Origin of the sequence: uncultured Winogradskyella sp., assembly GCF_947498345.1 — a bacterium.
Lineage (GTDB): Bacteria > Bacteroidota > Bacteroidia > Flavobacteriales > Flavobacteriaceae > Winogradskyella.
Genome location: NZ_CANMJY010000002.1, coordinates 56,061 through 68,056 on the forward strand (window position 1 = coordinate 56,061; position 11,996 = coordinate 68,056).

Annotated in this window: 11 protein-coding genes; 7 read left to right on the top strand and 4 right to left on the bottom strand. The window is 29.5% G+C overall.

What is annotated here, in order from left to right:
• The first annotated feature begins 39 nt into the window (after nt 1–39).
• The 7 genes from Q0912_RS03400 to Q0912_RS03430 all read left to right on the top strand — a co-directional run bounded on the left by Q0912_RS03400 (nt 40) and on the right by Q0912_RS03430 (nt 9,210).
• A complete protein-coding gene (locus Q0912_RS03400) occupies nt 40–1,206 on the top strand; it encodes a hypothetical protein (RefSeq protein WP_299112062.1) in 1,167 nt (388 codons plus the stop codon).
• A 207-nt stretch (nt 1,207–1,413) separates the two neighbouring features.
• A complete protein-coding gene (locus Q0912_RS03405; RefSeq protein WP_299112064.1) occupies nt 1,414–2,316 on the top strand; it encodes a hypothetical protein in 903 nt (300 codons plus the stop codon).
• Between the two features lie 384 nt (nt 2,317–2,700).
• Nucleotides 2,701–3,411 (top strand): hypothetical protein, encoded by a 711-nt coding sequence (locus tag Q0912_RS03410; RefSeq protein ID WP_299112065.1) that lies wholly within the window; start codon nt 2,701–2,703, stop codon nt 3,409–3,411.
• Between the two features lie 713 nt (nt 3,412–4,124).
• Nucleotides 4,125–5,627: a sensor histidine kinase gene (locus Q0912_RS03415; RefSeq protein ID WP_299112067.1), complete on the top strand. Its 1,503-nt coding sequence runs from the start codon at nt 4,125–4,127 to the stop codon at nt 5,625–5,627.
• Nucleotides 5,614–6,036, top strand: coding sequence for a response regulator (locus tag Q0912_RS03420; RefSeq protein WP_299112070.1), 423 nt, complete (start codon nt 5,614–5,616; stop codon nt 6,034–6,036). The genes Q0912_RS03415 and Q0912_RS03420 overlap by 14 nt, the downstream gene beginning before the upstream one ends.
• Before the next feature lie 599 nt (nt 6,037–6,635).
• Nucleotides 6,636–7,475 carry a hypothetical protein gene (locus Q0912_RS03425; RefSeq protein ID WP_299112071.1) on the top strand — a complete coding sequence of 280 codons (840 nt, stop codon included), beginning with the start codon at nt 6,636–6,638 and terminating at the stop codon, nt 7,473–7,475.
• Nucleotides 7,476–8,037: 562 nt separating this feature from the next.
• The gene (locus Q0912_RS03430) at nt 8,038–9,210 is read left to right on the top strand and encodes a TlpA disulfide reductase family protein (protein ID WP_299112074.1); all 1,173 of its coding nucleotides are present in this window, start codon (nt 8,038–8,040) and stop codon (nt 9,208–9,210) included.
• Nucleotides 9,211–9,566: 356 nt separating this feature from the next.
• On the opposite strand, the gene Q0912_RS03435 is transcribed toward Q0912_RS03430, so the two are convergent.
• From Q0912_RS03435 to Q0912_RS03450, 4 genes are all read right to left on the bottom strand, one after another.
• The gene (locus Q0912_RS03435; RefSeq protein WP_299112076.1) at nt 9,567–9,830 is read right to left on the bottom strand and encodes a hypothetical protein; all 264 of its coding nucleotides are present in this window, start codon (nt 9,828–9,830) and stop codon (nt 9,567–9,569) included.
• Nucleotides 9,831–10,068: 238 nt separating this feature from the next.
• On the bottom strand, nt 10,069–10,971 hold the full coding sequence (locus Q0912_RS03440; protein ID WP_299112077.1) for a mechanosensitive ion channel family protein: 903 nt from the start codon (nt 10,969–10,971) through the stop codon (nt 10,069–10,071).
• A 43-nt stretch (nt 10,972–11,014) separates the two neighbouring features.
• Nucleotides 11,015–11,512 carry a DNA starvation/stationary phase protection protein gene (locus Q0912_RS03445; protein ID WP_299112079.1) on the bottom strand — a complete coding sequence of 166 codons (498 nt, stop codon included), beginning with the start codon at nt 11,510–11,512 and terminating at the stop codon, nt 11,015–11,017.
• 318 nt (nt 11,513–11,830) lie between these two features.
• Nucleotides 11,831–11,965 carry a hypothetical protein gene (locus tag Q0912_RS03450; protein ID WP_366125118.1) on the bottom strand — a complete coding sequence of 45 codons (135 nt, stop codon included), beginning with the start codon at nt 11,963–11,965 and terminating at the stop codon, nt 11,831–11,833.
• Between the last annotated feature and the right edge of the window lie 31 nt (nt 11,966–11,996).

Below are 11,996 nucleotides of genomic sequence, written 5' to 3' on the forward strand. Positions count from 1 at the left end.
ATTACAAATTACTCATCAGTCTAATTCAAACTTAACTTTATGGGGAAATATTTAATCTTTATAATTTATTTTACGCTTTTCGTTTATACTAGTTTTCAAGAGGTGTATGGACAATCTACACTTGTTCTATATGAGAATTTTGAAAATGGTAGTTTGTCAAACTGGAATATAAGCTCAGCAAATAATGTTAAAGTTATTGATTCTTATGACAAATCTCATAACAAAGTCTTAGAGCTCAAGGCAAACGGAAAAGTTTTCGCCCTTTTAAAAAAGTCAAAAAAAATTAATAGACTTAAAGTCGAAGGGGAAATGTTTTTCCCAAAAAAAATCCACAATTACCTTGGTTTTATTTATAACTATCAAAAGCGAGGAAAAAGGGATGATTTTGGTGTATTATACGTAAAAGGAAATGGTAGCTATATCAGAGCAAACCCATGGAGAGATGGTAATGTTTCAAGATTACTTTATGAAGAGTACAAAATTTCTTTAAAGGGTAAGGATTCAATAAAAATAGGTGAATGGCATAGATTTAAATTTGAAGTAGTAAATGAAGTTATTCATTTATATATCAATAATTTAAAAATTCCTAAAATCATATTTCCATTATTTGAGCTTTCATCAGGTATGGTTGGCTTTCAGCCAAGAGTTTCAGGCGGGTCTGTTTGGCTAGATAATATTAAGCTAAGTAAGATAGATAATTTTTCTTATAAAGGTGAGTCTACCCCCAAAATAGATTACAGTCCAGAGGATTTAGTTACAAATTGGGAAGTTGCCGGACCTTTTTCTAAGCCAAATCAATTAATTGAAAATGGGATAAAAGAGAGTAAAATTAAATGGAGAAAATTCAATACTGATTTAAGAGGTGGAGTCATTACCGGAAGAGTTACAGAATATGATAATGAAAATACTGTGGCGTATTTTAAGACCAATATAGTTTCAGATTCAGAAAAAGAGATAATTCTAAATTTTTCAACTATAGATGAGCTCACTTTGTTTTTAAATAAAAGATTTATAGGCAGAATTTATAGGGATGCTTATAGGTCACCTGGTAATGATTGGAATGCATGGTTTGATTTTTATAATAACCCTAAGCATAAAGGTAGAGTATATAGGGCACAATTAAAGAAAGGTGTCAATGAATTAATTATAAAGGTAAGGAACGGGCAATTTGCATCAGGCGGATTCTTCTTGAAATTAGACAAATAATCTGTTTCTTAATGAAATGTTTATTTCATTATATACGTATTTAAGTGACATGATATTTTAGTAAGAATCAATATTTGCAGTTTCTAAAACTTTTAGAGGTTGACAAATAAAAGCAAAATTTAAAAGGAATTCGATTAAATTAATAATGAGAGTAAAGTTATTTTTTAAATAAAATTTATCTGTTTTTCATATAATATAAATTACAAAATGAAACAATATTTTCTTTTTCTAGCTATTTTAATAATTTGCCAAGGATGTAATACACACGGAAGTCAAAAACAGACAGCACAAATATTTCAACCGGATATTATTTCTGTTAAAGACCAACATGATGATTATATCAGTCTTAACCCAGATGAAACCTTCTTAACTCTTACCCGATTTACTGACGACTACAGAAATGGCACCATTTATATATCACAAAAACTAAATGGTGAATGGCAAGAAGCAACTGTAGCACCTTTTTCTGGAAATTATAATGATAGCAGATCATACATAAGTCCAGATGGTAAACGCATTTATTATGCAAGTAATCGTCCAACGAAAATCAGACCAAATAAAAAGGATTTAGATATTTGGTATGTAGAACTTCAAAATAATGAGTGGAGCAATCCTATACATACTGGCAATATAATTAATTCGGAAGTTAACGAGACTCACCCTTCGATTTCAGAAAATGGAAACCTATATTTTGCCAGGTGGGGAAGAGGTACAAATAATATTTACATCAGTAAATTAGAAAATGGAGTTTATCAAAAACCAATAATTCAACCTGCTATTAGTACGAACTATTCCGAATCTCACCCGTTTATAGATCCTAAAGAGCAATACATTTTATATGGGAGTGCACGTGATTCTGATGGTTTAGATGGAGAAGTATATATTTCTGTCCAAAAAGATGGACAATGGTGTAAACCTGAGAAATTGGATATTATTAACTCTAATTTATATGATTATTCAGCAAAAATAAACTACAATAGAAATAAAATATATTTTTCACGCACAGACTTTAATAAAAATGGTGAGCCAGCTGATATATACAGGCTGGATGTAAATTGGGATCAAGTTTTACAATCATACCTTGAAAACGCTACTTTTAATGACAATTGACCTATTATAAATAATGTTTATGTAAATGGCAAAGGTCCTTATTTTCCATGAACAGAATTAATCCAATCTTCCTAAAATAGCATCTGTAATAGTTTTCAACCATTGATTTGATACCAAACCTCTTTTGGCAGTTGTGATGCTATAATGGTAGAGTGTTTACCATACCTGTATTTGCTTATTTCCATAAAATAAACATTTATATTCCCCTGTAGCCTAATGAGCAAGCTTGGTAACATATAACAAACGTGATATAACTTTGCTGATATCAGAGTTAAAAGTTTAATAAAGCAAAAAAAATTAACAAAGAGTGAGTTAGGCCTTTTTAGATCAAAAATTTTGTCCCCAAAATAATACTTGAGTTGTTTGATATAAAAACAAAAAGCAATGAAATATTTTATAGTTTTACTATCATTTGTCATCACTAACGCTTGTGCTCAAACAAAAAACCTAAAAACCATCAAATTTCCTGAAGATTTGGAAAGGGATATCGCCTTAAGTGCTTTACCAGAGCATTTAAGAGAGAATGCGGGTATTTATATTTTCAATGAAGATAAGGGTTATGAATTAATTAAAGAAAGTGAGAATGGTTTTACAACTATGGTTCAGAGAATTCCTGGAATGGATAATGCTTTTGTACCAGTTGCTTATGATTCAATTGGTCAACTACATCAAGTAAAACGAATATTGCAAATAGGCAAATGGATTATTAAAGGTTTAGACCCTAATGAAATCAAGAAAAGAGTTTCAAAAGGTTATAAAGACGGGACCTTTAGTGCACCGACACAATTAGGCATTTCTTACATGCTTTCACCTGTTAATATGGTACCAAGATCCCCTTTAGGTAAGCCAGCTATATATTATCCTCATTACATGATTTATGCGCCCAATTATGTGCATGATGATTTAGGATTACCTAATTTTGATTGGCATGGCTATCAACCATTTATAAACAATAGTGGACCGCACGCTCATCTCATATTTAGGGTTGGTGATGATGAAGTAGAAGAAATTAGAGAAGAGCATAAAGACCTAATAGTAAGAGTAGAAAAAATTTTAGGAAAACCTCTCTCATCTTTCGAAGTACCAAAAGAATAACAATAGAAATAGTGTCCCGAATTGGGGTATGGTTTACATTAAAATTTAAGTAATTGAGAAAAACAGTAATTAATAGAAGTATTGATTGCTGTTTTTCTTTGTTCATTGATATATCTGCCTAATGCTATAAGTAATAGCGAGACTTACTCTTATTATTGACGAACAGGATTAATTGAAAATTTTAATAAGTGGGTAAAAACTAATTTTTGTCCATTAAAAAAACCAACTCAATGACTTATTTTTTACTGTTAATTGAGTTAACTTTATATTTCTTATGTTGCTAGTGATAAATGTAAGTTGATGGAAGAAAGGTGGAGTTAGGTGCAGAATTTATACTTTAACTATAAAAGTTGAATTGGGTTAATGTAATTACTTACCGTATGTTAGATATCTGTTTTAGTAACTTACATTGCGTCAGCAAGCTATATCTAGTTTAGCTAAGCAAAAGTGGCTCAGTTTAATCCAGAGCAATGGTATACCTATTATTTTAATTGAGATTAACTGTTTTATACCTTATCCAATATGATAAAAGTTATTTACTATTGCTCACTATGGAAAAACATATAATTAAAACCTTTATTCATTTCCTAAACATTCCAAACCGCTAAGATAATTTGCTTTTCGTCGATATTATGTGTATTTTGGCGATATTTATTATATTATTAACATGTGAAATACTACAAGTAATCAAATTTAGCTAACCTACTTGGACTATGTCAAAAAAAAATGTGTTTTCTATAGCCTCTACCAAAGATGAAACATCTCTTTTGAATTTTATTCAAGAAGCAGCAACCATTGGTACTTGGCAAGTTGATCTAGATACGATGCTTACTTATTGGAGTGATGTTACTAAACATATTCATCAGGTTCCAAATGATTTTCAACCAACTGTAGAAACAGGTATATCTTTTTACAAAGAAGGCTTTAGCAGGAATAAAATAAAGACTGTCTTTGATAGATGTGTCAAGCATGCTGAAAATTTTGATTTGGAATTACAGATTGTTACTGCTAAAGGTCAAGAAAAATGGGTTAGGGCTATTGGTATGCCTATTCTTAAAAATGGTGTTGTACATAAAGTATACGGGGCTTTTCAAGATATTGACGAAAAAACAAGGACAGCTAAAAAAGTATCTTCCAGTGAAGAGCAATTTAGAAAAACTTTTGAATTTGCGCTTGTTGGTATGGGTTTACTGGATTTAACAGGAACTTGGATTAATATAAACACCAGTTTGCGTAAAACACTTGGATACTCATTCGAAGAGATGAAAACCTTAACACTTCAAGATATTTCTTATCCTGAAGATAAGGATTCCCTTATAAATGCCATGAGAAATATAGTTGAAAACAGAATTAGTAATTATCAAACTGAGACACGTTATTTGAATAAATTTGGTCAAACCATTTGGGCGTTATTGTCTTTATCTCTGGTCAGGAATAACATAAATGAACCGCTTCACTTTGTTGCTCAAATACAAGATATAACTTCCCAAAAAGATGCCACTGAAAAATTAAAACAACTTTTAAAAACCTCTGAAGATCAAAATAAGAGGCTTTTAAATTTCACCCACATAGTATCACATAATATGAGATCACATTACAGCAATTTAAAAATGTTGTCTAATATTATAGAAATAGATACACCTGAGACTACTCAAAATCAAGAGTTCTCCTTAATGAAAGATGCTATTGAAAATTTAGGTGAAACCATTGAAAATTTAAATAAAGTTATTGTTGTAAACAAAACTAAGGAAGAAGACTTTGAGGCTGTAAACTTACGCTCTATGGTTGAAAAAGTAATAACTAACATTAATGCTTTAATAACTACAAATCAAGCCATTACAAGAATAAATATTGATAAAAATCTCAATGTTCTAGTTGTTGCCGCCTATTTGGAAAGCATCATACTTAATTTACTAACCAATGCTATAAAGTATAAATCTCCTGATCGTCCGTTAGAAATCTCTATTAGTGCAAAGTTGAAGAAAAATAAAGCTATCATTGAATTTAAAGATAATGGGCTGGGTGTTGATTTATGCTTACATGGAAAAAAGCTTTTTGGAATGTATAAGACATTTCATGACCATGAAGAAGCCAGAGGATTGGGACTATTTCTTACGAAAAATCAAATAAAAGCCATGGGTGGGAAAATAACTATCAAAAGTAAAGTAGACGTTGGGACTTCATTTTTAATACATTTGAAACATGAAACAAATTGATATCACCTGTATCATTGATGATGATCCTATTTTCGTTTACGGCACACGTAAAATAATGGAGATGGCTGATTTTTCAAATGCTTTTATGGTTTACAAAAACGGTAAAGAAGCCCTAGAAAACTTAAAACCTATTTTAAAGCAAGAGAAAAATATTCCTGATGTTATTTTATTAGATATCAACATGCCTATCATGGATGGATGGCAGTTCCTTGATGAATTTATAAAGGTTAAAACAAAAAAACCTATTACCATATTTGTTGTGAGCTCATCCATTGATCCGCAGGATATCGAAAAAGCAAAAAAATATAGTATTGTTAAAGATTATATTTTAAAGCCTATTTCTCCAGATATGCTAACAGTAATTTCAAAAAAAATAGTAGAGAGTAAAAATTTGGGTAATAGTACGTAATAGTTGATACTGTAATTCTTAAACACAAACAATAGTAAAGGTTCTGCAGCATTTGTAAAAAAGATCATCTTTCTAGTCAAGAACAGGTTATTAGAAGATCACAAAGTTTTGATAATCAACACTAAATTGTTTTTAAAATTAATACAATTTAGAGGTAAAACAACAGATGCGACAAAACCTTTCTGTAAAAAACGAGAAATAATATAGTGCTAAACCTGTCTAAATTATGGTTTTAAACCAACCTAAATAGCAAATTTCGTTATCAGAATCATTACATGCTTTTATCTAATTTTAGAACTTAATTTAGCAATTATCCTGAATTAAAATTTTTAGATACTTTATTCGAAACTTTCATACTCCTAATGTAAACTTGGTAAATAAACAGGTTATTTTACTACATACCTAGTCATATTAACAGAATTTAACCTTCGACAAGTGTAAATTAGATTGTTGGGGAATCCATTAATAATTGACTTATAGAAAGGGTTACTTAGTTATTAAGAAATAAAAGTTTCGAATAAAGTCTCTAAAGTATTTCACAATCTGAAATCACATTCTAAGATCGCACAAAAAATACAACTAAATAAATCTTTAAAATTATGAAAAGAGTATCAACAATCATTTTATCACTCATCGCTAATCTTTTGATAGCCCAAAGTGATTTTTCACCACAATATTCAAATGATGGCAATCAAATCTTGTTTTATTCATACAGAATTGAAAAAGAACCAGAAATATTTATTATCAATAAAGATGGTAAACAAGTTAAACAATTAACAAAAACCGATGGAAATTGGGCAATCGAACCCAGATGGTCTGAGAACGATGATTTCATTACCTATTCTACAGGTGAAAATATGGGAAAATTAAGATTGGCTATACATAACTTAAACAAGGATGAAGTAAAATTCATTGAAAAAATGGAAGGTACTCAGTTTGTTATTTCCTGGAATAAAAATGGGATTGAATGGGCTAATAAAGGTAAAGATGGATTCAAGTTTTATAGAAAAACAGAACACGATAATAAACTAATCGAGTATAAACAATTTAAAGATTATTTTTTGAAATCAAGTAGAGATGGGGAGTTTACAGTTTTGGCAGTTAATGATGAGAATAAAAAGGGTCTGTGGGTTGTTAAAAATAACGGTGAACCTAAGAAATTAACTGATAAAGTAGGAAGTAATATCTCTTTTTCATTTGACAATACATTTATAGCATTTGAATATAAGGAAAATGAAACTTCCAACATCTACACAGTTAAGTTAGATGGAACCCATCTTCAACAAGTAACATCTGATAAAGCTGACGATTTAATGCCAACAATAAGCCCAAGTGGCAAGGAAATAACTTTTTCTTCTAGCATTTCTGGTCAATTCTGCTTGCACACTATAAATCTTGACAATAAGAAAATTAAGCAAATTACAGGATTGAATAATTAGAGAATTATATGATTTTAACTATTGGCAAATATGTTTTCTATAACGTATCAAAATTCTTTAATTCTATCTACCCAAATTTTGAATCTATAGAATTAAGAAAAGAGATGTTTTTTATAATAACCATATTTCGTTTTTTCTTCGTTTTTTGCCTAGCAACTTTGTTGTCTCAAGAAAATATAAGAATAAAATGGCTGTTAAAACTAATTACCTGTCTCAAACCTTGAATTATTCCGTTGAAACAAATAATAACATATGAACTTTTTCCGGTAATTCATAACTGTCTATTTTATGAGATTTCAATGAGTATGAAGGTATTAAGATAATTAGGTTATCTATCCTTTTGTACATAATTGTTAATTCTAATAGAATCATAACTTACTACGAAAGTGGAGGAATTGGTCTAGAGAATATTAAAAATAATTTAAAAGCTTTAATTAGAAAACTAATCAAGCTATATGTTTTAGGTTAATTTTTTAATAGTTCAAATTGAATACTAATCACTATCTATTCTGAACTATTTTGACCTTAAAATATAAGTCACCATTTAAACACTTAACAAAACATGAGACAAATAACTTTCATTATGCTTTGTATGTTTTTTTGTATAAACAGTAAAACAACTCATGCTCAAAATTTAGATGCTAATCAAATAATTGAAAAATCATCACAAGTATCAAAAGAATCACAATCTATTAAATACTATGTAAAGTCTTATATTTTTGATAATAAAGATACTATAACATTCAACTCAACAATTATCCTTAGTAAAGACTTAGCTATTAAGCATCCCATATTCAGTGGGTATCGGTTCAATATGAATGTTCAAATAAGTGGAAAATATGAAAGTGAAATTGAAGTTGCATATGATGGTCAAAATCTAGAATTAATCAAAGATTCAGAATTAACTATTCTTAGAAATCCAAATGGACCAACCACAATGAGAAAACTAAATCTGGATTTGTATATGTTAATTCTCAAAGGTTTTATCAATCCTGATGGTTTTAATTTTCTACTTAAACGAAATCTTGAGAGAATAGATGATAAAATAATCAATGGGGTTGATTCTTATACTATTAAAGCTACTAACTCATTTCCAATATCCCCGGGCAGTAATAAACTAAGAGAAAGTATTACATATTGGTATTTTAATAAAAAAACATATTTACCTACCGCTTATATACAAGGTAACCGAAAGTTTGAAATAACTATTCTGGAAAAAAACTATAAACAAAAACCATCAGACTTTACTTTATCAAAAACAAATTATTCTCATCAACAAATTTTAACTAATGAAGATGTAGAAAAGGAAAATTTAATAGCTAAAGAAAATGTTGCTCCAAATTTTACATTTAAAGAAAACGGTATTGTAAAACAATTATCGGATTTAAAAGGTAATGTTGTTATTCTTGATTTTTGGGGTACTTGGTGTCCGCCTTGTATTAAATCCATGCCTAATATTCAACAAATTCATGAAAAGTATGGAGAAGACATAAAAGTTATTGGAATTGCTGTAAAAGATACCAAGAAAAAAGCGAAAGACTTCATGGTAAAAAACGGGTATACTTATAAATTGATTTCTGATCAAGATTACCATATAGCTAATATATATGATGTTGCTATGTACCCTACTTTATATATAATTGATCAAAATGGTATTGTAAAATATGGAGAAAAAGGCTATAACGCAAACGGCTTTGAAGTATGGTCAAAAATCATAGACAAGATACTTAGGTAAATATAGTAATGATACATTAGTTAATAAGTATTAATGATGGTTAAGAATTAAAAGGAATAAAAATCCATAAAAAGTCATTAAAGCTAAATTCTAAAAATGGAAAAGCTAAAGCCCATATTAAAACAGTTAAAAAATTGAAATACGAAAACTAGAATAAAAGAGGTAATGTAGTAGAAAAAGTCAGGGATTAAAACATGATTTTAAATAATTGAAAAACAGTAGTTAATAAATATATTGAACACTGTTTTTCTTTGTTCACTGATGTACAAACAAAACATAAAATCTCTCAGAGCTGATAAAATAAGAATTTTATATACTGTGATGTTTCAAATGGGCTTTCGAAAAATCGATGATAGTTACAACTCTCGAAATTTTGAGGATAATGCAATTAGATTTTTCTTCTCAAATTTAGTTGGTAAATTAAAACCTAATTTATTATATCTTTTTGATACAAAATCCATTCTAAAAATCATTTCTTTCCAAAGCCTATTGGCTCTCATTCTATAACCTGAATCCAATTCCTGATTATTCATAATTAAGGATAATGTAAGAATTCTGTTGTACCAGTTATTGGCTATAGCGTCAAGTTTCTTCTTTGAATTTATATCTTGTATATTCATAATTTTAAATAAAAAAAGCGTATAATCCTATACGCTCATCCATAACTTAACCTAGATCTTAGTAATTCTACTATTTCACTTAAATTATTATATAAAGATATAAAAAGTGGATTGGAAATAGCTATATTTTCTGGTTATATCAGCTTTTAATTCTTGGCTATTAAAAAGATAAGCCGTTACTTGAACGGCTTATCAATCAGTAAACAATCAATCAAACGAGGTGGTAATTCAATCTTCTTTAATTTTGATTGAACACCTCTAGTTCTTTTGTTAGGGATGTCATAGTGTTACTATTAACATTGAGGGTTCTTATAGGGAATGGGATATTAATATTTTCTTTATCAAATGCTTTCTTAAGCGCTATAATCACATCACTTTTAGCACTAAGCTTTGCCAATCCATTTTCACCATAGACCCAAAATCTTGCCAAGAAATTAATACTACTATCTCCATAATGGGTATAATAGAACTCCGCAGTTTCGTCTATCTTTTCTTGATTATATAGTTTGTTAATAACATCTAGAGTTACATGCTTTACCTTATCTAAATCAGAATTATAGCCCACACCACATTCAATCGATACACGCATTTTTTTGGTCAACGAGAAGTTCTTGAATGGATTTTCTATAATTGTCTTATTGGGTATTACCACTAGATTATTATCTGCTTCTTTTAAGGTTAGATAATTAAGTGCAATATCAATAACCTCACCTTCGTATCCATTAGTTTTTATCCAGTTTCCATAACGGATATTCTTTCTAAAGGATAGTACTATACCTGCAATGGTATTAGATAGTGTTCCTTGAAGTGCCAGACCAATAACGATACCCGATATTCCAGCACCGGTTAATAATCCTGTTACAGTTTGACTTAGGTTTAGAGCACTTAAAGCAAGGAATAATCCAGCGATAACTATAACCACTGATGATGTTCTGGCAATGAGCTTGGTCACTGCTGTTTGGTTTATCTTTTTATATATAAGTTTTAAGACAATATTGTAGACAAGCTTGGACATAAAATAACTGGCTACCATTACCAACAGGGCAATACCAATATTGGGAAGGTTGGACACTAAAGCATCCGACCAAGATTCTAGCTTATTTGTAACCAAATTTGTAGTTGTTTCTAATTCTTCATTCATAGCAATTAATATTTGATTGTTTTACTTAATTATTGTTTTTCTATTACTTACACCATGAGGTGAACATCCAGTTTCTTTTCTCAATACGTCTCATGAAGTCTGTCATCATCTGTTCAGTGACATTATCACCAATATTTAGAGAGATATTTAGAACATTCAATAGATTATCGTGCAAGATTTCATAATCTTTTAAGACTTCACTAACCATGGCTGTTGCCGTCAAAGGCTTTTCGATATCTTTGATTGTGGCAATATTAGATATGTCTTTTAGCGATAACATAGGTTTGATATTAAAGATTCGCATTCTCTCAGCGATGATATCTATGCTTTCTGCTACTGTCTTATATTCTTTCTCGAACTCTTCATGGAGCTCAAAAAAGTCTGGTCCCTCTATATTCCAGTGAAAATTCCTCAATTTGTGATAGAACATCTGATAGTTAGCTAACATGTGCTTGAGTCCAGTTACAATTTCCGAACCTTCTTCTAGGGTAAATCCTAATTTTTTTGTTTTTATATTTTTCTTTAATTCTTTAGTATTCATTTGTCTTTGTTTTAATTGATTATTATTCATACAACATGCTGATCTAATCTGACAAGACTAGATAATGTTATAATTGTTTTTATTGTGATTGACACTCGAGAAGAGTGTAGGACATAATTATAGGCTTAGATGCCTAGAAGACTTTTTTCGATATAGATTGTTTCGATGTCATATATTCAATATACAGATATAATTGAGATATCCAAAAGGTTAACAGGATTTAACTTTTATTAAGAAAGCATTAACGATTCAAAATTTCTCCTTGGTTTATTACTCAGTTATTAAATAAAAAGTACGTTCTGTTCGATAACTTAAAAGTTATACATAAAGAAAACAATCATCACAATCTTTTACCTTTCCATAATAGGTTTCTCTATATTTATGTAGGGTCTTTACAGGTAATCCGAACATGTATTTTTTTACATAAGTAACTTTTGCTGTCAGTCTTCCCATATTTTTACTATAATAATTTTCAGTTTTTGTT

Coding starts and splice junctions, on each gene's coding strand:
- Q0912_RS03400 (WP_299112062.1), top strand. CDS start 40: ATGGGGAAATATTTAATCTTTATAATTTATTTTACGCTTTTCGTTTAT.
- Q0912_RS03405 (WP_299112064.1), top strand. CDS start 1,414: ATGAAACAATATTTTCTTTTTCTAGCTATTTTAATAATTTGCCAAGGA.
- Q0912_RS03410 (WP_299112065.1), top strand. CDS start 2,701: ATGAAATATTTTATAGTTTTACTATCATTTGTCATCACTAACGCTTGT.
- Q0912_RS03415 (WP_299112067.1), top strand. CDS start 4,125: ATGTCAAAAAAAAATGTGTTTTCTATAGCCTCTACCAAAGATGAAACA.
- Q0912_RS03420 (WP_299112070.1), top strand. CDS start 5,614: ATGAAACAAATTGATATCACCTGTATCATTGATGATGATCCTATTTTC.
- Q0912_RS03425 (WP_299112071.1), top strand. CDS start 6,636: ATGAAAAGAGTATCAACAATCATTTTATCACTCATCGCTAATCTTTTG.
- Q0912_RS03430 (WP_299112074.1), top strand. CDS start 8,038: ATGAGACAAATAACTTTCATTATGCTTTGTATGTTTTTTTGTATAAAC.
- Q0912_RS03435 (WP_299112076.1), bottom strand. CDS start 9,830: ATGAATATACAAGATATAAATTCAAAGAAGAAACTTGACGCTATAGCC.
- Q0912_RS03440 (WP_299112077.1), bottom strand. CDS start 10,971: ATGAATGAAGAATTAGAAACAACTACAAATTTGGTTACAAATAAGCTA.
- Q0912_RS03445 (WP_299112079.1), bottom strand. CDS start 11,512: ATGAATACTAAAGAATTAAAGAAAAATATAAAAACAAAAAAATTAGGA.
- Q0912_RS03450 (WP_366125118.1), bottom strand. CDS start 11,965: ATGGGAAGACTGACAGCAAAAGTTACTTATGTAAAAAAATACATGTTC.